Source organism: Streptomyces sp. TRM49041 (assembly GCF_008271805.1).
Classification (GTDB): Bacteria; Actinomycetota; Actinomycetes; order Streptomycetales; family Streptomycetaceae; genus Streptomyces.
In genome coordinates, this window is the sequence record NZ_VSRY01000057.1 from 51759 (window position 1) to 73968 (window position 22210).

Below are 22210 nucleotides of genomic sequence, written 5' to 3' on the forward strand. Positions count from 1 at the left end.
ACGGGGCCGACGGCCCTAGCGCATTCGCTTGCTCACGAGTCTGCTCCCTCGGGACCAGGACCCCAGGGTGTGCAGGGGTCCGCGCTTGCCGCGGACCTCTCTGCCCGCGACCTGGTCTTCACCCGGGGCACCCCGCCACGGACGGAGGGTTGCCGGACAGCGGGCCGGGGCCGTGGTCGCTGTCACTCATGACCTTGGTGCAGCATCTTGCCATACGGACGGGACGGCGCAAGTCGGGTCCGCATACGGGACGGTGCGGCGCTCGTCCTCGAACCTGCGGCACCCCGCCGGACGGGCTGAGGGTCAGCCCTTCCGGCGTTCGAGGAGCGGGGATTCGGGGGCGCAGCCCCCGCCCAGACCTACCGGTTGCTCGCTCGCACCCATCGCTCCAGCGCCTCCCGGGCCGCGCCCGAGTCGATGGACTCGGCGGCCTTCGCCATGCCCGCCCGGATCTGCTCCGGCAGCGTCGCCTCCGACGGCTCCAGCGCCACCAGCGCCGCCGCCGAGTTGAGCAGCACCGCGTCCCGGACGGGCCCGGTCCCGCCGGCCAGCAGCCGGCGGGCGACGTCCGCGTTGTACGAGGCGTCCGCGCCGCGCAGGGCCTCCACCGGCACCAGGTCGATGCCCACGTCGCGCGGGTCGAAGGCTTCCTCGCGGACCGCGCCGTCCCGGACGACCCAGACCCGTGACGTCGCCGTCGTCGTCAGCTCGTCCAGCCCGTCGTCACCGCGGAACACCAGCGCCGACGAGCCGCGCTCGGCCAGGACGCCGGCCATGATGGGGGCCATCCGGGCGTCCGCGACACCCGTCGCCTGGGCGCGCACCCGGGCCGGGTTCGTCAGCGGGCCCAGGAAGTTGAACGTCGTGCGGATGCCGAGCTCCTTACGGGCCGACGCGACATGCCGCAGCGCCGGGTGGAACTTCACCGCGAAGCAGAACGTGATCCCGGCCTCCTCGGCCACCTCCGCCACCCGCTCCGGGGTCAGCTCCAGGTTGACGCCGAGCTTCTCAAGGACGTCCGAGGCACCGGAGGCGGACGACGCCGCGCGGTTGCCGTGCTTGACGACCTTCGCGCCCGTACCGGCGACGACTATCGCCGACATGGTGGAGATGTTGACGGTCTTCGCGCCGTCGCCGCCCGTGCCGACGATGTCGACGGACGGCCCGGGGACGTCGATGGTCCTGGCGTGCCCGTACATCGTGCGGACGAGCCCGGAGATCTCCTCGACGGTCTCGCCCTTGGCGCGCAGCGCGACGGCGAACCCGGCGATCTGCGCGTCGGTGGCCTCGCCCCGGAGGATCCGGTCCATCGCCCAGGCGGTCGCGTCGGCGCTCTGGTCCCGCCCGTAGAGGAGGGCGTCGAGGACCTCGGGCCAGGAGCGGCCCGCAGTGGTCGGTCCTCCAGCGGGTTGCACAGCGCTCATGGTCGCTCCCAGGTCCGTGACGGATGAGACGGTGACCAGCCTATCGAGCCGCGGGGACGGCGAAGAGCCCCGTCCGATGATTGGACGGGGCTCTCGCCGTGGCGACCTTCAGGTCGGAGGATCAGTGGTGGCCGTGGCCGCTGCTGATCTCCTTGTACTCCTCCGACGTGGCCTTGGGGATCTGGTTCCCCACGCCGAAGTAGCCCTTGCTGAGCTTCGCGCGGAGCTTCTCCTTGCGGGTCGGCTTCCGCTCGACGCCGTTCTCGTCGACCGTCGGGCCGATCTCGGCGGGCGTGTACTGCTCGTGCGCGGTGAGCGCGTGCAGCTGGGCCTGGCTGAGCGGCTCGTGGACCTCGACGAACTCACCGTGCGGCAGCCGCTTGATGATGCCGGTCTCGCGACCGTGCAGCACCTTCTCGCGGTCGCGCCGCTGGAGACCCAGGCAGATCCGCTTGGTGGCGACGAACGCGAGGATCGGTCCGACGAAGAAGAAGATCCGGACGAACCAGGTGACCGCGTTGATCGACAGGTGGAAGTGGGTGGCGACGATGTCGTTGCCACCGCCGATCAGCATGATCATGTAGCCCGTGACCCAGGCGACACCGAGCGCGGTGCGGGTCGGGGCGTTGCGCGGACGGTCCAGGATGTGGTGCTCGCGCTTGTCCCCGGTGATCCAGGACTCGATGAACGGGTAGAGCGCGATCGCGGCCAGCATCACACCGAAGAGCACGAGCGGGATGAACACACCCAGGACGAGCGTGTGACCCCAGACGTTGATCTCCCAGCCCGGCATGGCACGGACCAGACCCTCGGCGAAGCCCATGTACCAGTCGGGCTGGGCGCCGGTGGACACCATGTCCGGGCGGTACGGGCCGAGGGCCCACACCGGGTTGATGGTGAACAGCGCGGCGATGATCGCGACGACACCGAAGACCAGGAAGAAGAAGCCTCCGGCCTTGGCCATGTAGACCGGCAGCAGCGGCATGCCCACGACGTTCTTGTTCGTCCGGCCGGGACCGGGGAACTGCGTGTGCTTGTGGTAGAAGACCAGGATCAGGTGCGCCACCACGAGGCCGAGCATGATGCCCGGCAGCAGCAGGATGTGGATCGAGTAGAACCGGGCCACCATGTCGTGGCCGGGGAACTCCCCGCCGAACAGGAACATCGAGATGTACGTGCCGACGATCGGCACGGACAGGATCGCGCCCTGTGTGAAGCGGACACCGGTGCCGGAGAGCAGGTCGTCCGGGAGCGAGTAGCCGGTGAAACCGGTGAACATGCCCAGGACGAACAGCAGGAAGCCGAACAGCCAGTTGATCTCACGCGGCTTGCGGAACGCGCCGGTGAAGAAGACGCGCATCATGTGCACGAACATGCCGGCGAGGAAGATCAGCGCGGCCCAGTGGTGGATCTGGCGGATGAGCAGACCACCGCGGACGTCGAAGCTGATGTCCAGCGTCGACGCGTAGGCCTCCGTCATCCGGATGCCCTGCATCGGCACGTACGAGCCGTGGTACTCGATCTCGTTCATGCTCGGGTGGAAGAACAGCGTCAGATACACACCCGTGAGGATGATGATGATGAAGGTGTAGAGGCAGATCTCACCCAGCATGAAGGACCAGTGGTCCGGGAAGATCTTGCGCATGTTGGCCTTGGCCAGGGAGTAGATCCCGAGCCGGCCGTCCGCCCAGTCGGCCACCCGCTCACCGGCGGGTGCCTTCCGCTGCCCCGGCGCGCTGGCGCCCGACGGATTCGTTGTTGCGGTGCTCATCCGCGCTCCCAGAATGCAGGACCGACCGGCTCCTCGAAGTCGCCGAGCGCCTCGAGGAAGCCCTCGTCATTGACGCCGATCCGCAGCTGCGGAAGGGCGTGACCGGCAGGGCCGAAGATGACGCGGGCGCCGTCGGAGAGGTCGAAGGTGGACTGGTGACACGGGCAGAGGGCGTGGTGGGTCTGCTGCTCGTACAGCGAGACCGGGCAGCCCACATGGGTGCAGATCTTGGAGAACGCGACGATGCCCTCGTGCGACCACTCGAGCTCGCGCCGGTCCTTGATGTCCTCCGGCTCCAGCCGGACGATCATCAGGGCATCCTTGGCGATCTTGGTGTTGAAGTCGTGGTCCTCCTCGCTCAGGCCCTCCGGCATGGCGAAGGTGAGCGAACCGACCGTGAGGTCCTCGGGGCGCAGCGGCTCGTTCGTGTTCATGTTGATGAGCTGCTTGCCCCTGGCCCACGAGGTGTGGAAGAGCTTCTTCTCGGGCAGCGGGCCCAGCTCGCGCAGGAGCACGACACCGGAGAGCGGCACCATGGCGAGCGCGCCGAACATGGTGTTGCGGATCAGCTTGCGGCGGCCGAGCGCGGACTCCTGGGCGCCCTCCGCGAAGTCGGCCATGACCTTGGACCTGACCTCGGGCGAAGCCTCGATCGGGTGACGGTCGTCGGCGACCTCCACGTCCGACATCAGCGTGCGGGCCCAGTGGACCGCGCCCGCGCCGATGCAGAACAGGGAGATGCCCATCGTCATGCCGAGCGCCACGTGCAGGATGCTCACGTGGCCCAGCGGCCAGATGTAGACGATCTTGTCGACGTCGAAGGCGACGAACGAGGCGATGAAGCCGACCGTGGCCAGCATCGACACCGTGAAGAGCAGGGCGACCGTGCGCTCGGAGCGCTTGGCGGCCCGCTCGTCGATGTCCTGGACGCGGGGCTTGTGGGGCGGCAGCCCCGGGTCGGCGAACGGGTTCTCGGCTACCGCCGTGCCGTGCGCGGTGTCCTGCTCGCTCGGCAGGCTCTCTTCGGAAATCTCTTGGCTACTCATGACTTCTTGGCCTTAGCGGTGTGGGCGGCGACCCAGACGGCGACAGCGATCAGCGAACCCAGACCGAAGATCCAGCCGAACAGGCCTTCGCTGACCGGTCCGAGACCGCCCAGACCGAAGCCGCCGGGGGACGGCGTCTCGTCACCGTTCACGGCCTTGACGTACGCGATGATGTCCTTCTTCTCCTTCTCCGGCATCACCGTGTCGGGGAAGGCGGGCATGTTCTGCGGGCCGGTCTGCATGGCCTCGTAGATGTGCTTCTCGCTGACGCCCCCGAGGTTCGGCGCGTACTTGCCCTCGGTGAGCGCGCCGCCCTCGCCGGTGAAGTTGTGGCACTGGGCGCAGTTGTTGCGGAACAGCTCGCCGCCCTTGGCGATGTCCGCGCCTTCCACGCTGTACTGCTTCTCGGTGGGCGTGATCGGTCCGGCGCCGAGCGACGCGATGTATGCCGCGAGCTGGTCGATCTGGGCCTGGTCGTAGACCTTCGGCTTGCTCGGGACCTGGGCGCCCGGCTGCTGCGCGGGCATACGGCCGGTAGCGACCTGGAAGTCCACGGCGGCCGAGCCGACGCCGATCAGGGACGGGCCGTCGGAGGTGCCCTGACCGCCGGTGCCGTGGCAGCTGGCGCAGCCGACGGTGTAGAGCTTCTTGCCCTCCTCGATGGCGAGGGACTGGGCGGTCTCATCGGCCTGTGCCGTGCTCGCGGGCGCGAACGCGGCGTACAGCCCCCCAGTGGCCGCCAGCGCGAGAAGTAGGACGACGACCGCCGCCAGCGGATGGCGTCGTCGTGCGGAGAGCTTTTTCACGGATTACCCCGGTGTCAGGATCTTCTGCGTCGATGCTTGCTGGATGTGTCGGGCGGTGCGCCCGATTACTTGATCATGTAGATCGTGGCGAAGAGGCCGATCCAGACGACATCGACGAAGTGCCAGTAGTAGGACACGACGATGGCGGCGGTTGCCTGCTCATGAGTGAACCGCTTGGCTGCGTACGTCCGGCCGAGGACCAGCAGGAAGGCGATGAGTCCGCCCGTCACATGCAGTCCGTGGAAGCCGGTCGTCAGGTAGAACACGGAACCGTACGGGTCGGAGGAGAGCGAGAGACCCGCGTCCTTGACCAGCTCGGTGTACTCGAGGACCTGGCCGCCGATGAAGATCGCGCCCATGATGAACGTCACGATGAACCAGGTGCGCAGCTTCTTCACGTCGCCGCGCTCGGCGGCGAAGACGCCGAGCTGACACGTGAGGGAGGAGAGCACCAGGATCGTGGTGTTGGTCGCCGAGAACGGGAAGTTCAGGTGTTCGGCCTGCTGCGCCCAGTATTCGGCACCCGTTACCGATCGCAGGGTGAAGTACATCGCGAAGAGGGCCGCGAAGAACATCAGCTCGGAACTCAGCCAGATGATGGTTCCGACGCTGGTGAGGTTCGGCCGATTGACCGACGGGTGCGCGTGCCCGGTATCTACTGTCGTTGCTGTCGCCACGACCGACATTATGTCGGTCGCTTATCCCGCCCTCACTCCGGGGGGTGCCGTTCGGAGTGTCCCCGCCCTCGGCCAGCGGCGTCGGCTGACCCGGACGGCCCATCGAAGCGGTGTCCGAACCGGTGTTGACCGGCGGTGGGACGGAGTAGCATCCGCCGCATCGGTTACCGAGCACTGCCACGTACGAACTCGGAGGAACCATGCAGTCCAGCGCCACCGTACTGGTCTACAGCGACGACGCGAACACCCGCGCGCAGGTGCGGCTGGCTGCCGGGCGGAGGCCCGCTGCCGACGTTCCCCCGGTCGAGTACATCGAGTGTGCGACGCTCCCGGCGGTCCTGGAGCGGCTGGAGAAGGGCGGCGTCGACGTCTGTGTGCTGGACGGCGAGGCCGTGCCGGCGGGCGGGATGGGCGTGTGCCGGCAGATCAAGGACGAGGTGTTCCAGTGCCCGCCCGTACTGCTGCTGATCGGGCGGCCGCAGGACGCGTGGCTGGCGACGTGGAGCCGGGCCGAAGCGGCGGTGACGCTGCCGGTCGACCCGGTGGAGCTGGCGGAGTCGCTGGCGGGGCTGCTGCGGAGCCATCTGTCGGTGGAGGCCTGAGGACACGGCGCCGCCGGCCCCGCGCCGCGGAGCGGGCCGCTACAGGGCCTTGGGCCGCAGGCGGGCTCCGTCCGCGGGAGTGCTGCCCTCGCGGGTACCGGCCAGGACCGTGCTCCCCTGGCGCCACTCGGGCCAGGCCATGTTCCATTCGCCGAAGCCGTTCCCGAACGGGGTCATCTCGCTGCCCATGCTGTTGACGACCTTCACGATGTCCCCGCGCTGGATGTTCTCGTAGAACCAGGCCGCGTTGCTCGTGGACATCCCCACGCAGCCGTGGCTGACGTTGGCGTACCCCTGCGAGCCGACGGACCAGGGCGCGGCGTGCACGTACTCACCGCTCCAGGTGACTCGCGTCGCGTAGTAGACGGGCAGGTCGTACGAATCGCTGGTGCCGTCGGGTATGCCGACGGTGGTGCTGCGCATACGGACGAAGTACTGCTTCTCCAGGACCACCTTGACACCGTTTCGAGTGGCGAAGCCCGGTTTGCCGGAGGTCACCGGAATGGTATTGATCACTTCTCCGTTGCGCAGGACGGTCATGCGGTGGGCCGCGGCGTCCGTGATGGCCTCGACGCGGTCACCTATGGTGATCTTCAGCGGCGCGGTGGTGGTGCCGTAGAGGCCCTTGGCGACGCGGACGCCCGCGAGATTGCTCGTCAGGGTGACGGTGGCGCCGGTCGGCCAGTACTCCTTGGGGCGGTAGTGCAGCTGCTTGTCGTCCACCCAGTGCCAGGCGCCGGTCACCGCGGGCTCGGAGCGGACCTTCAGGGCACGTTCGACGGCCGCCCTGCCCTCCTTGGAGGTGACGGGGGCGCTGAGTTTGGCGGTGAGGGGCTGCCCGACGCCGTACTTGCCCGCCTCCGGCCCGAGTTCCACCTTCAGCGACTGCTTGGCCGGTGCCGTCTCGAAGGTCAGCGTACGGACGCCGGGGGCGCCGTCGCCGTTCTCGGTGGCGACCCTGACGGTGTAGCGGGCGCCGGCCGCGAGAGCGCCTGTGGAGCGCCAGCGGGTGCCGTCGGCGGCGAGTCGACCCGCGAGGTAGTGGCCGGCCTCGTCGACAGCGGTGACGTCCGTTATGCGGGCGTCCTCGCCCTTGGTGGTGATGGCGAGGGGCTTGTCGAGTGCCGCCTTGCGATTCTCCGCGGGTCCGTTGAAGGCGACCTGCTGTGCCGCGTCGTAGGGCTGCGCGGAGAGCGGATGGCCGTCCGGTCCCCCGCAGCCGGCCGCGCCGGCACCCGCGGCGACGACCAGCAGGGAGCAGCTGAGGGCTATGCGGAAACTCGGCGTGTGGCTCATAAGCACACCGTAGGAAGAGGTGTCCAGCGCGGCACGCCGGATTAGTGCAAACGAGAGGCCCGGCGGACTCCGTTCGGAGTCCGCCGGGCCCTTCACCGCTGCGGGAGCCTTACTGGTTCTGGTTCTCGCCCCGGTAGTACTCGAAGACCCAGCCCCACACGCCGATCAGGATGACCGGCAGCGCGAAGAACATCAGCCACCAGTCGAGGGCGACGCCCAGGAAGGCCAGGGCACCACCGATCCCCAGGGAGAGCGGCTGCCAGCTGTGCGGCGAGAAGAAGCCGAGCTCGCCGGCCTCGTCCGCGACATCGGCCTCCTTGTCGTCCTGGGCCATGGCGTCCACTCGCCGGGCCGTGAAGGCCAGGTAGTAGCCGACCATGATCGCCAGACCGAAGGCCATGAAGAGCGCCGTGGTGCCGACCGGCTCCTTCGACCACAGGCCGTACAGGACGGCCATGGCCAGGATGAAGAAGCTCAGCCAGATGAACATCTTGCCCTGGATCTTCACTTGCCGGCCTCCTTGCCACCGACCAGCGCGGTGTCCGTACGACCCTGGTTCTCGAGCTGGTCGAGCGCCGCGATCTCAGGGTGGTGCAGGTCGAACGCCGGGGATTCGGAGCGAATACGCGGCAGCGTGAGGAAGTTGTGGCGCGGCGGCGGGCAGGACGTCGCCCACTCCAGCGACCGGCCGTAACCCCACGGGTCGTCGACCTCGATCTTCTTGCCGTACTTGGCGGTCTTCCAGACGTTGTAGAAGAACGGCAGGATCGACAGGCCGAGCAGGAACGAGCTGATCGTGGAGATCGTGTTCAGCGCGGTGAAGCCGTCCGCGGCCAGGTAGTCCGCGTAGCGGCGCGGCATGCCCTCGGCGCCCAGCCAGTGCTGGACGAGGAACGTGCCGTGGAAGCCGATGAACAGCGTCCAGAAGGTGATCTTGCCGAGGCGCTCGTCCAGCATCTTGCCGGTGAACTTCGGCCACCAGTAGTGGAATCCGGCGAACATCGCGAACACCACGGTGCCGAAGACGACGTAGTGGAAGTGCGCGACCACGAAGTACGAGTCGGAGACGTGGAAGTCCATCGGCGGCGACGCGAGGATCACACCCGTCAGACCACCGAAGGTGAAGGTGACCAGGAAGCCGACCGTCCAGAGCATCGGCGTCTCGAAGGAGAGCGAGCCCTTCCACATCGTGCCGATCCAGTTGAAGAACTTCACACCGGTCGGGACCGCGATGAGGAACGTCATGAAGGAGAAGAACGGCAGCAGCACGCCGCCGGTGACGTACATGTGGTGCGCCCACACCGTCACGGACAGACCCGCGATCGCGATGGTCGCGGCGATCAGGCCGATGTAGCCGAACATCGGCTTACGGCTGAAGACCGGGACGATCTCCGAGACGATGCCGAAGAACGGCAGCGCGATGATGTACACCTCGGGGTGACCGAAGAACCAGAAGAGGTGCTGCCACAGCAGGGCACCGCCGTTGGCCGGGTCGAAGATGTGCGAGCCGAACTTGCGGTCGGCCTCCAGCGCGAAGAGCGCGGCGGCGAGGACCGGGAAGGCCAGCAGGACCAGGACACCGGTCAGCAGCACGTTCCAGGTGAAGATCGGCATCCGGAACATCGTCATGCCGGGTGCGCGCATGCAGATGATCGTGGTGATGAAGTTCACCGAGCCGAGGATCGTACCGAAGCCGGAGAAGGCCAGACCCATGATCCACATGTCACCGCCGACGCCCGGCGAGTGGATCGCGTCCGAGAGCGGGGCGTAGGCGAACCAGCCGAAGTCGGCCGCGCCCTGGGGGGTGAGGAAGCCCGCCACGGCGATGATCGAGCCGAAGAGGTACAGCCAGTAGGCGAACATGTTCAGCCGCGGGAACGCCACGTCGGGCGCGCCGATCTGCAGCGGCATGATCCAGTTCGCGAATCCGGCGAACAGCGGCGTCGCGAACATCAGCAGCATGATCGTGCCGTGCATCGTGAACGCCTGGTTGAACTGCTCGTTCGACATGATCTGCGTGCCGGGGCGAGCGAGCTCGGCCCGCATGAACAGCGCCATGACGCCGCCGACGCAGAAGAAGACGAACGAGGTGACCAGGTAGAGCGTGCCGATCGTCTTGTGGTCGGTGGTGGTCAGCCACTTCACGACGACATTGCCTGGCTGCTTGCGCCGTACGGGCAGCTCGTTCTCGTACGGCTCCTTCGAGCCGTCAGCTGCCTCGGCGGCACCCTGAGGTTCGTTGAGGATGCTCACAGTTGGTTCTTCTCCGCATTCCTGGCCGGGTCCGTCTGCTCAATGCCCGACGGGATGTAGCCGGTCTGCCCCTTCTCGGCCAGCTCCTTCAGGTGCTGCTGGTAGCGCTCCGGGGAGACGACCTTGACGTTGAAGAGCATCCGGGAGTGGTCGACGCCGCAGAGCTCGGCGCACTTGCCCAGGAAGGTGCCCTCCTGCGTGGGGGTCACCTCGAAGGCGTTGGTGTGGCCGGGGATGACGTCCTGCTTCATCAGGAAGGGGACCACCCAGAACGAGTGGATGACGTCACGAGAGGTCAGGACGAACCGGACCTTCTCCCCCTTCGGCAGCCACAGGGTCGGGCCCGGGTTGCCGGTCTGCGGGTTCCGCGTCCCGGGGATACCGGCGTCGTAGACGCCCTCGGCACCCGCGGGGAACTGCTTCTGCCACTTGTCCGGAATGGCGCCGAGCTCCTTGGGGACCTCGGTGCCCGTGGCGGCGTCGCCGTCCACGTTCTCGATGTAGTTGAAGCCCCAGCTCCACTGGTAGCCGACCACGTTGATGGTGTGCGCCGGCTTGTCGGAGAGGGCCAGGAGCTTGGACTCATCGCGCGCGGTGAAGTAGAAGAGCACCGAGACGATGATGAGCGGGGTGACCGTGTACAGCGCCTCGATGGGCATGTTGTACCGGGTCTGCGGAGGAACCTCGACCTTGGTGCGGCTGCGCCGGTGGAAGATGACGCTCCACAGGATCAGACCCCACACGAGCACGCCCGTGGCGAGCGCTGCCGCCCACGAGCCCTGCCAGAGGGAGAGGATCCGCGGGGCCTCTTCCGTCACCGGGGTGGGCATACCGAGGCGGGGGAAGTCCTCCCAGTTGTACGAGCAACCGGAGGCGGTAGCCAGGATCAGGCCCGCAGTCAGCACCTGCGGCAGCTTCCGCCGCATCGGGCGCCGCGACGAGCGGTCGGAGCCGTTGGGACTCACGTAGCGCCTTCCCGAGAGTCTCGCCCGCGGGTCGGCTGCGGCCGTCTCGCTGGTCGGTCGCCGGCCCTGACGCGGGCAGGGGTTTGGATGTTTATGCGGACCAAACCCTACTGGACGCTATTTGGCGTCGCGCGGGGAGGGTGCCCAACGCGCCGCCGCACCCCTCTTTCGGGTTGACTGCGCAGGTCGGAGGCGTCTGGAAGCTCTGACTCCGGGAGCCGCGGCGGCCACTCGCCGCCGCTCGGACACAACGGAGTTAGCGTGGGCCCGTGGTCTATTTCGACGTCGCCTCCTCAGCTCCCCTCCACCCCGTCGCCCGGCAGGCGTTGCAGGCGTCGCTGGACGAGGGCTGGGCCGATCCCGCTCGGCTGTACCGGGAGGGCCGCCGTGCGCGGATGCTGCTGGACGCCGCCCGGGAGGCCGCCGCGGAGGCCGTGGGATGTCGCCCCGACGAGCTGACGTTCACTCCATCGGGGTCGCATGCGGTCCATTCCGGGATCGCGGGGGCGCTCGCCGGGCGGCGCCGGGCGGGGCGCCACCTGGTCGTGTCGACGGTGGAGCACTCGTCGGTGCTGCACGCCGCGGCCGCGCACGAGGCGGCCGGCGGGGCGGTGACCGAGGTGCCGGTGGAGCGGTCCGGGGCGGTGGCCCCGGAGGCGTACGCGGCGGCTCTGCGCGGTGACACGGCGCTGGCGTGTCTCCAGTCCGCCAACCACGAGGTGGGCACGGTGCAGCCGGTCGCCGAGGTGGCGGGGGCGTGCCGGGCGGCGGGGGTGCCGCTGCTGGTGGACGCCGCCCAGTCGCTGGGGTGGGGGCCCGTGGCGGGTGACTGGTCGCTGCTCGCCGCCAGTGCGCACAAGTGGGGCGGGCCCGCGGGTGTGGGGCTGCTCGCCGTACGGAAGGGTGTGCGGTTCGCCACTCAGGGGCCCGCGGACGAGCGGGAGTCGGGGCGGTCGGCCGGGTTCGAGAACATTCCGGGCATCGTGGCGGCGGCGGCCTCGCTGCGGGCCGTGCGGGACGAGGCGGCGGCCGAGTCGGCGCGGCTGCGCGGGCTGGTGGAGCGGATCCGGGCGCGGGTGCGGGAGTCGGTGCCGGACGTGGAGGTGGTGGGCGATCCGGAGCTGCGGCTGCCGCACCTGGTCACGTTCTCGTGTCTCTATGTCGACGGGGAGACACTGCTGCACGAGCTGGATCGTGTGGGTTTCTCGGTTTCGTCCGGTTCGTCCTGTACGAGTTCGACGCTGACGCCCAGCCATGTCCTGCGCGCCATGGGCGTGCTCTCGGAGGGGAACGTCCGGGTGTCGCTGCCGCTGGGGGTCGCAGAGGCGGAGGTGGACCGGTTCCTGGAGGCGCTGCCGGGTGTGGTGGCCGGCGTACGGGAGCAGCTCGGGGCGCCGGCGTCCGGCCCGGTGGCGGCTACCGACGAGGGCGGGGCGCTGGTCGTCGACGCGGTCGGGAAGCGGTGCCCGGTCCCGGTGATCGAGCTGGCGAAGGTGATCGGCGACGTGCCGGTCGGCGGGACGGTGCGGGTGCTCGCCGACGACACGGCGGCGCGGCTCGACATCCCGGCGTGGTGCGAGATGCGGGGCCAGGAGTACGTGGGTGAGGAGCCGGCGGACCGGGGGTCGGCCTATGTGGTCCGCCGGCTGAGGTGAGACGTCGCGTTACGCGGCGTCTCGTTACGCGAGGTGGGTCCGGACCTCGGCGGCGGCCTCGTCGCCGTACGTCTTGGTGAAGCGCTCCATGAAGTGGGCGCGGCGCAGGGTGTACTCCTGGGTGCCGAGGGTCTCGATGACCAGCGTGGCGAGCATGCAGCCGACCTGGGCGGCGCGCTCGTGGCCGACGCCCCAGGAGAGGCCGGAGAGGAAGCCCGCGCGGAACGCGTCGCCGACGCCGGTCGGGTCGACCTTGGCCTCCTCGTCCGGGCAGCCGACCTCGATGACCGGCTCGCCGGCCCGCTCGATGCGCACACCGCGGGAGCCGAGGGTGGTGACGCGGTGGCCGACACGGGCGAGGATCTCCTCGTCGGTCCAGCCGGTCTTGGTCTCGATGAGGCCCTTCTCGTACTCGTTGGAGAAGAGGTAGGTGGCGCCGTCGAGGAGGGTGCGGATCTCGTCGCCGCTCATCCGGGCGATCTGCTGGGAGAAGTCGGCGGCGAAGGGGATCGCGCGGGTCCGGCACTCCTCGGTGTGGCGGAGCATCGCCTCGGGGTCGTCGGCGCCGATGAGGACGAGGTCGAGGCCGCCGACGCGGTCGGCGACGGACTTGAGCTCGATGAGGCGGGCCTCGCTCATGGCGCCGGTGTAGAAGGAGCCGATCTGGTTGTGGTCGGCGTCGGTGGTGCAGACGAAACGCGCGGTGTGCAGCACCTCGGAGATCCGCACGGAGCCGGTGTCCACGCCGTGCCGGTCGAGCCAGGCGCGGTACTCGTCGAAGTCGGAGCCGGCCGCGCCGACGAGGACGGGGCGGGTGCCGAGCTGCCCCATGCCGAAGCAGATGTTCGCGCCGACGCCTCCCCTGCGGACGTCGAGGTTGTCGACGAGGAAGGAGAGGGAGACCGTGTGCAGCTGATCGGCGACGAGCTGGTCGGCGAATCGGCCGGGGAAGGTCATGAGGTGGTCGGTGGCGATGGAGCCGGTGACTGCGATACGCACGGCGGGATGCTCCTGCGGGGAGACGGCGTTGACGGTTCACGCTACCGGGTCCTGCGGCGCATGCGAACAGCGGAAACTACCCGATAGTAGGTCTTCTCGGGTCCGGTGGGACGTGCGTACCGTGCCGTTATGTCGAACCTCATCACGTCACGTGAGCGGCCCGAGCCGGACTTCACTCTGGACGAGCTGCGCGGGGACTCCGCGCGGATGGCGCCGCACTGGGCCGTTCCGGCGGAGGGCGCGCCCGTGCCCGTACCGCCTTCGCTGATCCACGGGGTGGTGGTGGAGCCCTCCTCGGTCCGGCTGATCGACGCCACGGCCGAGTACGGCGGCTGAGACACCCGGAAGGCGTACGGAACCGCTCGCCCGTCCGCTCCGTCCCACCCGTGCCTCCCGTCAAGGGGATACGACGGGGGACGTGGACCGACGAAGGAGCGTTGCGGTGAGCGAGACGGAGACCACAGACGTACGTCCGGAGCGGCGGCGCTCGCCTTTCGCCGTCTCCTTGATGGCGGCGGCGGTCCTGGTCGCCGGGGGCGGCGGGACGTATCTTGCCGTGGCCTCGACCGACCGCGCGGGCGGCGGCGAGCGGACGGCGACCGCCGCCGACGCGCGCGGGGGCCCGGCGCTGTCGCCGTCGCCCGGCGGCACGGCCCCGGGCATCGCCCCGGGCGAGCCGGACCCGAACGACGGCGGGCGCTACCGGGTGGCCGGCGAACTGCCGCAGGGGCCGGACAAGGCCCACGCGTACCGGCCGCAGGGGACGGTCACCGCCGCGGACGTGGAGCGCCTGGCCAGGGCGCTCGGCATGAGCGGGTCCCCGCAGCGGGACGACGTGTTCGGCTGGCGCGTCGGCCCGGACAAGGACGGTTCGGGCGCGATCCTGCGGGTCTACGACAAGGCGCCGGGCCGCTGGGAGTACGAGGCGAACGGGCCCCGTTCCGACGACTGCCCGAAGGGCAAACCCTGCGGCCACCAGGGCGCCGACGGCGAGCCGGTGAGCGAGGAGGCGGCGAAGAGGGCCGCCGCTCCGGTGCTGAAGGGCCTCGGGCTGGGGAGCGCCCCCGTGGACGCCACGGAGGTCGTGGACGCGCTGCGGATCGTCACCGCCGATCCGGTGGTGGGCGGGCTGCCCACGCGGGACTGGGCTACCAGGATCACCGTGGACGGGGGTGGCGGGGTCTCAAGGGCGAGCGGGTATCTGACGGAGCCGGCCCGGGGTCCCGAGTATCCGGTGATGAGCGCGGAGGAGACGGTGAGGGCGCTCAACCGGGCGGTCTCCGCACCGCCGCGCGGCGGGTTCGGCGGCTGTGCGACCCCGGTACCGCTGGAGGGCGGCGATGCCCGGGCGGACGTGGACGGCACCGCCGGTGCGGGTACGGACCCGAGCAGGGCGGCCGACCCCTGCGATCCGCGGTCCGGAACGGCCGACCCGGGGAAGCCGGCACGGGCCCCCGAGGAGGTCGTACTGATCAGGAAGGCGGTCTTCGGCCTGGCCGGGCAGCAGGAGAAGGGACGCGCCGCCCTGGTGCCGTCGTGGCTGTTCGAGGGCGAGCGGCGCGGCGGCGAGCAGGTCCGGTTCGCCTTCCCGGCGGTGCCGGTCGAGCGGCTGGCGCCCGAGCCGGGCCAGGACGGGGTGGCGGGGCCGACGGCCACCGGGTACTCCGTGCACGACCGGACACTGCGGGTGCACTTCTCGGGCGGGGTGTGCTCCTGGTACACCGTGCGCGCCGAGGAGACCGGCACTCAGGTGAAGGTGCGGGTGTACGAGACGCCGTTCCGGCTGGGGGCGGCCTGCATCTCACTCGCCGTCGACCTGAGCGGGACGGTGACGCTGGAGCGGCCGCTCGGTGACCGTGAGGTGGTGGACGCGGGCACCGGCGAGCCGGTCGCCCGGAACGGCGCGGCGAAGTGACGCGAAAGGCGGCGGCCCCTGGACCTGGAGGGTCCGGGGCCGCCGCCTCGCTCGCACGACCTGGTGGTCAGCGGGTCAGCTGAAGGAGTCGCCGCAGGCGCAGGAACCCGTGGCGTTCGGGTTGTCGATCGTGAAGCCCTGCTTCTCGATGGTGTCGACGAAGTCGATGGAGGCGCCGCCGAGGTAGGGGGCGCTCATGCGGTCGGTGACGACCTTGACGCCGTCGAAGTCCTTGACGACGTCGCCGTCGAGGGAGCGCTCGTCGAAGAAGAGCTGGTAACGCAGGCCGGAGCAGCCACCCGGCTGAACGGCGACACGGAGCGCCAGGTCCTCGCGGCCTTCCTGGTCGAGCAGGGCCTTGACCTTGGCCGCGGCGGCGTCCGACAGGATGATGCCGTCACTGACAGTGGTCTTCTCGTCCGATACGGACATCTGCTTTTCTCCCGGGTTGTACGGAGACTGCTTGCCGACGGTTGCAACCGGCGGGGCCGCCGATTCATTCCGGGCCGCGTGCCCGGTCTCATCCCTTTCATGCTCGCACACCACCGTGTCCGCAAGCACCGACCTGTGGAGAGCGAATTCGTCACATCGACACTATGGACATCGTCAAAGTGACGTGAACCGGTTATGATAGATAGCGTCAATTAGACGAAAAGGCTCAGAAGAAAGGGTGCGTGACGTGACCACCGCCCAGCCCCTGGATGTCCAGCCGACGCCGCTCGCCCTGCTGCTGCTCGGCCGCGAGGCCGATCCCAAGAGCGAGCGTGGCGTGGACTGCCCCGGCGATCTCCCCTCGCCGTCCGACCCGGACCTGGTGGAGCGCGCCCGCGCGGCCAAGGAGAAGCTCGGGGACAAGGTCTTCGTCCTCGGCCACCACTACCAGCGCGACGAGGTCATCCAGTTCGCGGACGTCACCGGCGACTCCTTCAAGCTCGCCCGGGACGCGGCGGCCCGGCCCGAGGCCGAGTACATCGTCTTCTGCGGTGTGCACTTCATGGCCGAGTCGGCGGACATCCTCACCGGAGACGCCCAGAAGGTCGTCCTGCCCGACCTGGCCGCCGGCTGCTCGATGGCCGACATGGCCACCGCCGAGCAGGTCGCGGAGTGCTGGGACGTCCTGACGGAGGCGGGCGTCGCGGACGTGACCGTCCCGGTCTCGTACATGAACTCCTCCGCCGACATCAAGGCCTTCACCGGCAAGCACGGCGGCACGATCTGTACGTCGTCGAACGCCAAGCGCGCGCTGGACTGGGCCTTCGAGCAGGGCGAGAAGGTCCTCTTCCTGCCGGACCAGCACCTCGGGCGGAACACCGCCGTCCGTGACATGGGTATGACGCCGGCCGACTGCGTGGTCTACAACCCGCACAAGCCGAACGGCGGGCTGACGGCCGGGGAACTGCGCGCCGCGAAGATGATCCTTTGGCGCGGCCACTGCTCGGTGCACGGCCGGTTCTCGCTGGACTCGGTGAACGAGGTCCGTGAGCGCGTCCCCGGCGTGAACGTCCTCGTCCACCCGGAGTGCAAGCACGAGGTCGTGGCCGCCGCGGACTACGTCGGCTCGACGGAGTACATCATCAAGACCCTGGAGGCGGCCCCGGCCGGCTCGAAGTGGGCGATCGGCACGGAGCTGAACCTGGTCCGGCGGCTGGCGAATCGTTTCGCGAGCGAGGACAAGGAGATCGTGTTCCTCGACCGGACGGTGTGCTTCTGCTCGACGATGAACCGGATCGACCTGCCGCACCTGGTGTGGGCGCTGGAGTCGCTGGCGGACGGGAAGCTGGTCAACCGGATCGAGGTCGACCGGGAGACGGAGAGCTTCGCGAAGCTGGCGCTGGAGCGGATGCTGGCGTTGCCGTAGCCGGTCGCGCGCCGCGCGTGTACTGAGGGGCGCCCCCGGTGGGGGCGCCCCTCGTGCGTCAGTCCGCCCTGGGGCGCACCAGCCCGGACTCGTACGCGACGACGACGAGTTGTGCGCGGTCGCGGGCGCCGAGCTTGGCCATGGCGCGGTTCACATGTGTCTTGACGGTGAGCGGGCTGACCTCCAGGCGCTCGGCGATCTCGTCGTTGGTGAGGCCGCCCGCGACATGGACGAGGACCTCGCGCTCGCGGACAGTGAGCGCGGCGAGCCGCTCGGCGTGGACGCCGGAGTCGCCGCCGTCCGGGCCGGAGTCGCCGTTGCCGCTCTGGGCGAGGAACTCCGCGATGAGGCCCTTGGTCGCGGCGGGCGACAGCAGCGCCTCGCCGGCGGCGGCGATCCGGATGGCGTTGAGGAGCTCGTCGGGTTCGGCGCCCTTGCCGAGGAAGCCTGAGGCCCCGGCGCGCAGCGACTGCACGACGTACTCGTCGACCTCGAAGGTGGTCAGCATGACCACATGGACCCGGTCCAGGGCCGGGTCGGCGGTGATCGCGCGGGTCGCGGCGAGGCCGTCGGTGCCGGGCATGCGGATGTCCATGAGGACGACGTCCGGTGTGGTCGTACGGGCCAGGGCGACCGCCTCGGCGCCGTCCGACGCCTCCCCGACGACCCGCATGTCCGGCTCGGACTCGACGAGGACCTTGAACGCGCTGCGGAGCAGGGCCTGGTCGTCGGCGAGCAGCACCTTGATCGGCTCGGTCGTCGTCATATGGCCGGGGCCTCCCCAGAGCGTGTGGTGAGAGGCAGTATCGCCTGCACGCGGAAGCCGCCGCCGTAGCGGGGGCCCGTGGTGAGGGCGCCGCCGAGGGCGGTGACGCGCTCGCGCATGCCCACGAGGCCGTGCCCGCCGGGTGCCCCTCCGGCAGCCCCTCCGGCGGTCCCGCCGGTGGTCTCGCCGGGGGCCCCTCCGGCGGTCTCGCCGGGGGTCGCGCCGGGAGTCTCTCCGCCGATCCCCCCGGTCGTCGCCTCGGTGCCGTTGTCGAGGACGGTGACCTCGATGGTGCGGCCGACGCGCAGGACGCTCACCTCTGCGGTGGCGCCGGAGCCCGCGTGCTTGCGGACGTTGGTGAGCGCCTCCTGGACGATGCGGTACGCGGCGAGGTCGACGGCGGCCGGCAGCCGGGTGTCCTGGTCGGTGCGAGCCAGCTCCACGGGGAGGCCGGCGTGGCGGAAGGTGTCCAGCAGGTCGTCCAGGACGGCGAGGCCGGGGGCCGGCTCGGTGGGCGCCTCCGGGTCGCCCGACTGGCGGAGCAGGCCGACCGTGGCGCGGAGCTCGTCCAGGGCGGAGCGGCTGGCGTCGCGGACATGCGCCAGGGCTTCCTTTGCCTGGTCGGGGCGCTTGTCCATGACGTGGGCGGCGACGCCGGCCTGGACGTTGACCAGGGCGATGTGGTGGGCGACGACATCGTGCAGGTCGCGGGCGATACGGAGGCGCTCCTCCGCGACCCGGCGGCCGGCCTCCTCCTCGCGGGTGCGTTCGGCCCGTTCGGCGCGCTCGCGCATCGCGTCCACGAAGGCGCGGCGGCTGCGGACCGCGTCGCCCGCCGCGGCGGCCATGCCCGTCCAGGCGAAGACGCCCAGGTTCTGCTGGGTGTACCAGGGGGCGGAGCCGAAGAACACGGCGGCGGCGGTGAGGACGGTCATGGTGACCAGGCCGAGGCGCCAGGTGGTGGGGCGGTCGGTGTGCGACGCGACGGTGTAGAGCGCGACGACGGCGCTCATCGCGACCGGCGCGGGCGGGTCTCCGGCCACGAACTCGGCGACGGTCACGGCCCCCGTGAACGCCAGGACCCGCTTGGGCGCCCGGCGGCGGCGCACCAGCGCGGCCGCGCCGAGCGTCATCAGCACGACGCTGCCGGGGCCGGGGGTGCGGGTGCCGAACGCGGGGCCGGTGCGGCTGCCGTGCGGGTCGGCGAAGGAACCGATGATCATCGCGGCCAGCACGGCGACCGCGAGCGCGGTGTCGAAGGCCAGCGGATGGTCCCGCAGCCAGCCACGCCCGCGCACCAGCGCGTTTCCGATGGACGTCACAGACAGCGAGGGTAGGCCAGCGGGGCCGGCAGCCGTCCCGTCGTGCGACGCCCACCGGCGCCCACCTGCGGCAACCGCGCTACGCCGATGGGAACAGGCCGTCGTCGGAGAGGAAGGACCGGACGTCCTCCAGGGTTGCGTCGGGGGCCGGGAGGATCAGCTCGGACGGCTCCAGGGAGTCGTCGGGGAGCGGCTCGCCCAGTTCGCGGACCTTGTCCAGGAGCGCGTGCAGGGTCCGGCGGAAACCGGTGCCGTCACCGGTCTCCATCTCCTCGAGCAGCTCGTCGTCGAGCTTGTCCAGTTCGGCGAAGTGGCTGTCGGCCAGCTTCACCTGGCCCTCCCCCATGATCCTTACGATCATGACGCGCCGTCCTTACTGCTTGTCGAACCTCGGCTGCGACTGCTGGCGGCTCTGGTCCTGCTGCGTGCCGTTGCCACCCTCGATCTGCTGCTGGGGCGTCGTACCGCCCGCCAGCTCCGCCTTCATGCGCTGGAGCTCCAGCTCCACGTCCGTGCCGCCCGACAGGCGGTCCAGCTCGGCCTGGAGGTCGTCCTTCGCCAGGCCGGACTGGTCGTCCAGGGCGCCGGAGGCGAGGAGCTCGTCGATGGCACCCGCACGCGCCTGGAGCTGCGCGGTCTTGTCCTCGGCGCGCTGGATGGCGACACCGACGTCGCTCATCTCCTCCGAGATCCCGGAGAACGACTCCGCGATCCGGGTCTGCGCCTGCGCCGCCGTGTAGGTGGCCTTGATGGTCTCCTTCTTCGTACGGAAGGCGTCGACCTTGGCCTGCAGCCGCTGTGCGGCGAGCGTGAGCTTCTCCTCCTCGCCCTGCAGGGTCTGGTGCTGCGTCTCCAGGTCCGTGACCTGCTGCTGCAGGGCGGCGCGCCGCGACAGCGCCTCACGCGCCAGGTCCTCACGGCCCAGCGCCAGCGCCTTGCGGCCCTGGTCCTCCAGCTTGGTCGACTGGCTCTGCAACTGGTTCAGCTGGAGCTCCAGGCGCTTGCGCGAGGTCGCCACGTCGGCAACGCCGCGGCGCACCTTCTGGAGCAGCTCCAGCTGTTTCTGGTACGAGTAGTCGAGGGTCTCGCGCGGGTCCTCGGCCCGGTCCAGGGCCTTGTTCGCCTTCGCGCGGAAGATCATCCCCATACGCTTCATCACACCGCTCATGGGCTTCGCGCGCCCCCTTCTTACCGACTCGGCTGCAGCACTCCGACAGAACCCACACTACGGGCCCTGCTTCCATTACCGCACTGTTCGAGCGCCGATGCGCTCATCCCCAAGAACGACTGCCGTCGTCTCCCTCTCCAGCCCAAGGAGTAGACGGAGATCGGGGACCCTGCTGTCTCAGGGGACGCAGGCTGTTGCCGGATCGTTCCCCGCCGGGGTGGGGTCCATGCGCGGTACCCCGTACCCTTGGGCTTTGTGTTCCGTAGCCGTTCGAAGGAAGAGAAGGCCCCCACCGGCAAGGTGACGGCGGACCTCTCCAAGCAGCCCCGTGACCCGCAGGCCCCGAAGGGTCGCCCTACCCCGAAGCGGAGTGAGGCCCAGTCCCAGCGCCGCCGGGCGGTGACTCCCGCGCTCGACCGCAAGGAGGCGATGCGCCGCCAGCGTGAGGCGCGCCGTGCCGACCTGGCCCGCCAGCGCGAGGCGCTGGCGGGCGGCGACGAGCGCTTCCTGCCCGCCCGTGACCGTGGGCCGGTCCGCCGGTTCGTACGGGACTTCGTCGACTCGCGGTTCTTCATCGCCGAGATGTTCCTGCCGCTGGCCGTGGTCATCCTCGTTCTGTCCCTGATCCGGGCCGGGCAGATGCAGACCATCGCCACGCTGCTGTGGATGGGCGTGATCGTGCTGATCGTCATCGACTCGATCGGTCTGGCGGTCCGGCTGAAGAAGCAGCTCAAGCAGCGCTTCCCGAACGAGCCGAAGCGCGGCGCGGTGGCCTACGCCCTGATGCGCAGCCTCCAGATCCGTCGGCTGCGGCTGCCGAAGCCGCAGGTCAAACGGGGAGAGCGACCCTGAGCACTGAGGTCTCCGGATTCGGAGGCGCATCGGCCGTCTGGCCGGACGGGCTCGGAGGACTGCGCAACACGGTCCGCCAGGAACTCGTCGCGCGCCAGCTGGATGAGCAGATAGCGGCCCGCTACCCGGTGGGCCAGCGGCTGCGGATACTCGACGTCGGCATGGGCCAGGGCACGCAGGCACTGCGACTGGCCAGGGCCGGCCACACGGTGACCGGCCTGGAGGCCGACGCCGAGATGCTGAGGACCGCCCGCGAGGCGCTGGCGACCGAACCCGCCGGCATCCGCGAGCGCGTCCGGCTGATCGAGGGGGACGGCCGGGAGACCGGTGTCCACTTCCTGCCGGGCAGCTTCGACGTGGTGCTCTGCCACGGCGTCCTCATGTACGTGGAGGAGCCGGACGCCATGCTGGCCGGGCTGGCCCGGATGCTGGCGCCCGGCGGCCTGCTGTCCCTGGTCGTACGGAACGCGGACGCGCTGGCCCTGCGGCCGGGGCTGGCCGGGGACTGGTCGGGTGCCCTCGCGGCGTTCGAGTCCGACCGCTACACGAGCGGCCTCGGGCTGCCGGTGCGCGCCGACCGCCTTGAGACGCTGACGGCCACCATGGCCGGCATCGCCGCGCCGCTGCAGGCGTGGTACGGCGTACGGGTCCTCAGCGACAACGTTTCCAAGGACCAGGGGCTGCCCCCGGCCGAGGACCTGGAGCGGCTGCTCGCGGCGGAGGACCGGGCGGGGCGCACGGACCCGTACCGCAGGGTGGCGGCGCTGCTGCACCTGTGTGGCGTACGCGGCTGACCCCGGAGGGGCCGAACCCCTCATCCCCCTGATCGGATGCG

General features: G+C 70.1%; 22 protein-coding genes and 1 riboswitch. Of the genes, 7 read left to right on the plus strand and 15 right to left on the minus strand.

Annotated elements, in window-relative coordinates:
• Window positions 1–76 precede the first annotated feature (76 nt).
• Window positions 77–194, minus strand: a riboswitch (SAM riboswitch).
• A gap of 165 nt (window positions 195–359) precedes the next feature.
• The 5 genes from trpD to FVS66_RS03020 all read right to left on the minus strand — a co-directional run bounded on the left by trpD (window position 360) and on the right by FVS66_RS03020 (window position 5733).
• Window positions 360–1424: an anthranilate phosphoribosyltransferase gene (gene trpD / locus FVS66_RS03000; protein ID WP_149179384.1), complete on the minus strand. Its 1065-nt coding sequence runs from the start codon at window positions 1422–1424 to the stop codon at window positions 360–362.
• Between the two features lie 121 nt (window positions 1425–1545).
• Entirely contained in the window at window positions 1546–3195 is a 1650-nt protein-coding gene (locus FVS66_RS03005; protein ID WP_149179385.1) for a cytochrome bc complex cytochrome b subunit, read from the minus strand.
• A complete protein-coding gene (locus FVS66_RS03010; RefSeq protein ID WP_149179386.1) occupies window positions 3192–4241 on the minus strand; it encodes a ubiquinol-cytochrome c reductase iron-sulfur subunit in 1050 nt (349 codons plus the stop codon). The genes FVS66_RS03005 and FVS66_RS03010 overlap by 4 nt, the downstream gene beginning before the upstream one ends.
• Window positions 4238–5047 (minus strand): c-type cytochrome, encoded by an 810-nt coding sequence (locus tag FVS66_RS03015; RefSeq protein WP_149179387.1) that lies wholly within the window; start codon window positions 5045–5047, stop codon window positions 4238–4240. The genes FVS66_RS03010 and FVS66_RS03015 overlap by 4 nt, the downstream gene beginning before the upstream one ends.
• Window positions 5048–5112: 65 nt before the next feature.
• On the minus strand, window positions 5113–5733 hold the full coding sequence (locus tag FVS66_RS03020; RefSeq protein ID WP_149179388.1) for a heme-copper oxidase subunit III: 621 nt from the start codon (window positions 5731–5733) through the stop codon (window positions 5113–5115).
• 191 nt (window positions 5734–5924) lie between these two features.
• Between FVS66_RS03020 and FVS66_RS03025 the strand changes: the two genes are divergently transcribed.
• A complete protein-coding gene (locus FVS66_RS03025; RefSeq protein ID WP_149179389.1) occupies window positions 5925–6326 on the plus strand; it encodes a response regulator transcription factor in 402 nt (133 codons plus the stop codon).
• Between the two features lie 39 nt (window positions 6327–6365).
• Here FVS66_RS03025 and FVS66_RS03030 read toward each other — a convergent pair whose 3' ends face one another.
• The 4 genes from FVS66_RS03030 to coxB all read right to left on the minus strand — a co-directional run bounded on the left by FVS66_RS03030 (window position 6366) and on the right by coxB (window position 10840).
• Window positions 6366–7622: an Ig-like domain-containing protein gene (locus FVS66_RS03030; protein WP_149179390.1), complete on the minus strand. Its 1257-nt coding sequence runs from the start codon at window positions 7620–7622 to the stop codon at window positions 6366–6368.
• A 109-nt stretch (window positions 7623–7731) separates the two neighbouring features.
• The gene (locus FVS66_RS03035) at window positions 7732–8130 is read right to left on the minus strand and encodes a cytochrome c oxidase subunit 4 (RefSeq protein ID WP_149179391.1); all 399 of its coding nucleotides are present in this window, start codon (window positions 8128–8130) and stop codon (window positions 7732–7734) included.
• Complete coding sequence (gene ctaD, locus FVS66_RS03040) at window positions 8127–9875, minus strand: cytochrome c oxidase subunit I (RefSeq protein ID WP_149179392.1); 1749 nt, start codon at window positions 9873–9875, stop codon at window positions 8127–8129. The genes FVS66_RS03035 and ctaD overlap by 4 nt, the downstream gene beginning before the upstream one ends.
• Window positions 9872–10840, minus strand: a complete 969-nt coding sequence (coxB, locus tag FVS66_RS03045; RefSeq protein ID WP_149179393.1) for a cytochrome c oxidase subunit II — start codon at window positions 10838–10840, stop codon at window positions 9872–9874. Before coxB ends, ctaD begins: the two co-directional genes overlap by 4 nt.
• A 269-nt stretch (window positions 10841–11109) precedes the next feature.
• Between coxB and FVS66_RS03050 the strand changes: the two genes are divergently transcribed.
• Window positions 11110–12495, plus strand: a complete 1386-nt coding sequence (locus tag FVS66_RS03050; RefSeq protein WP_149179394.1) for a cysteine desulfurase/sulfurtransferase TusA family protein — start codon at window positions 11110–11112, stop codon at window positions 12493–12495.
• A 24-nt stretch (window positions 12496–12519) separates the two neighbouring features.
• Here the strand turns inward: FVS66_RS03050 and FVS66_RS03055 are convergent, their stop codons facing one another.
• On the minus strand, window positions 12520–13494 hold the full coding sequence (locus tag FVS66_RS03055) for a carbohydrate kinase family protein (RefSeq protein WP_149179395.1): 975 nt from the start codon (window positions 13492–13494) through the stop codon (window positions 12520–12522).
• 129 nt (window positions 13495–13623) lie between these two features.
• On the opposite strand from FVS66_RS03055, the gene FVS66_RS03060 reads away from it, so the two are divergent.
• Window positions 13624–13830 (plus strand): hypothetical protein, encoded by a 207-nt coding sequence (locus FVS66_RS03060; protein WP_149179396.1) that lies wholly within the window; start codon window positions 13624–13626, stop codon window positions 13828–13830.
• 106 nt (window positions 13831–13936) lie between these two features.
• The gene (locus FVS66_RS03065) at window positions 13937–15409 is read left to right on the plus strand and encodes a hypothetical protein (protein ID WP_187645358.1); all 1473 of its coding nucleotides are present in this window, start codon (window positions 13937–13939) and stop codon (window positions 15407–15409) included.
• A 75-nt stretch (window positions 15410–15484) separates the two neighbouring features.
• Here FVS66_RS03065 and FVS66_RS03070 read toward each other — a convergent pair whose 3' ends face one another.
• Complete coding sequence (locus tag FVS66_RS03070; RefSeq protein ID WP_149179397.1) at window positions 15485–15841, minus strand: iron-sulfur cluster assembly accessory protein; 357 nt, start codon at window positions 15839–15841, stop codon at window positions 15485–15487.
• A 238-nt stretch (window positions 15842–16079) separates the two neighbouring features.
• Here FVS66_RS03070 and nadA point away from each other — a divergent pair, with 238 nt between their 5' ends.
• Window positions 16080–17267, plus strand: a complete 1188-nt coding sequence (gene nadA / locus FVS66_RS03080) for a quinolinate synthase NadA (protein WP_149179399.1) — start codon at window positions 16080–16082, stop codon at window positions 17265–17267.
• A gap of 58 nt (window positions 17268–17325) precedes the next feature.
• Here the strand turns inward: nadA and FVS66_RS03085 are convergent, their stop codons facing one another.
• From FVS66_RS03085 to FVS66_RS03100, 4 genes are all read right to left on the minus strand, one after another.
• Window positions 17326–18033, minus strand: a complete 708-nt coding sequence (locus tag FVS66_RS03085; RefSeq protein ID WP_149179400.1) for a response regulator transcription factor — start codon at window positions 18031–18033, stop codon at window positions 17326–17328.
• On the minus strand, window positions 18030–19355 hold the full coding sequence (locus FVS66_RS03090; RefSeq protein ID WP_149179401.1) for a sensor histidine kinase: 1326 nt from the start codon (window positions 19353–19355) through the stop codon (window positions 18030–18032). Before FVS66_RS03090 ends, FVS66_RS03085 begins: the two co-directional genes overlap by 4 nt.
• Before the next feature lie 79 nt (window positions 19356–19434).
• Window positions 19435–19716 (minus strand): PspA-associated protein PspAA, encoded by a 282-nt coding sequence (locus FVS66_RS03095; protein ID WP_149179402.1) that lies wholly within the window; start codon window positions 19714–19716, stop codon window positions 19435–19437.
• A gap of 12 nt (window positions 19717–19728) precedes the next feature.
• The gene (locus FVS66_RS03100) at window positions 19729–20523 is read right to left on the minus strand and encodes a PspA/IM30 family protein (RefSeq protein ID WP_149179403.1); all 795 of its coding nucleotides are present in this window, start codon (window positions 20521–20523) and stop codon (window positions 19729–19731) included.
• 255 nt (window positions 20524–20778) lie between these two features.
• Between FVS66_RS03100 and FVS66_RS03105 the strand changes: the two genes are divergently transcribed.
• A complete protein-coding gene (locus FVS66_RS03105) occupies window positions 20779–21375 on the plus strand; it encodes a DUF3043 domain-containing protein (protein ID WP_149179404.1) in 597 nt (198 codons plus the stop codon).
• A 59-nt stretch (window positions 21376–21434) separates the two neighbouring features.
• On the plus strand, window positions 21435–22169 hold the full coding sequence (locus FVS66_RS03110; RefSeq protein WP_149179423.1) for a methyltransferase domain-containing protein: 735 nt from the start codon (window positions 21435–21437) through the stop codon (window positions 22167–22169).
• Window positions 22170–22210 lie beyond the last annotated feature (41 nt).

Bases quoted from the DNA above. Each gene is read 5' to 3' on its own strand.
- trpD (WP_149179384.1), bottom strand. From the start codon at position 1,424: ATGAGCGCTGTGCAACCCGCTGGAGGACCGACCACTGCGGGCCGCTCC.
- FVS66_RS03005 (WP_149179385.1), bottom strand. From the start codon at position 3,195: ATGAGCACCGCAACAACGAATCCGTCGGGCGCCAGCGCGCCGGGGCAG.
- FVS66_RS03010 (WP_149179386.1), bottom strand. From the start codon at position 4,241: ATGAGTAGCCAAGAGATTTCCGAAGAGAGCCTGCCGAGCGAGCAGGAC.
- FVS66_RS03020 (WP_149179388.1), bottom strand. From the start codon at position 5,733: ATGTCGGTCGTGGCGACAGCAACGACAGTAGATACCGGGCACGCGCAC.
- FVS66_RS03025 (WP_149179389.1), top strand. From the start codon at position 5,925: ATGCAGTCCAGCGCCACCGTACTGGTCTACAGCGACGACGCGAACACC.
- FVS66_RS03030 (WP_149179390.1), bottom strand. From the start codon at position 7,622: ATGAGCCACACGCCGAGTTTCCGCATAGCCCTCAGCTGCTCCCTGCTG.
- FVS66_RS03060 (WP_149179396.1), top strand. From the start codon at position 13,624: ATGTCGAACCTCATCACGTCACGTGAGCGGCCCGAGCCGGACTTCACT.
- FVS66_RS03070 (WP_149179397.1), bottom strand. From the start codon at position 15,841: ATGTCCGTATCGGACGAGAAGACCACTGTCAGTGACGGCATCATCCTG.
- FVS66_RS03085 (WP_149179400.1), bottom strand. From the start codon at position 18,033: ATGACGACGACCGAGCCGATCAAGGTGCTGCTCGCCGACGACCAGGCC.
- FVS66_RS03095 (WP_149179402.1), bottom strand. From the start codon at position 19,716: ATGATCGTAAGGATCATGGGGGAGGGCCAGGTGAAGCTGGCCGACAGC.
- FVS66_RS03100 (WP_149179403.1), bottom strand. From the start codon at position 20,523: ATGAGCGGTGTGATGAAGCGTATGGGGATGATCTTCCGCGCGAAGGCG.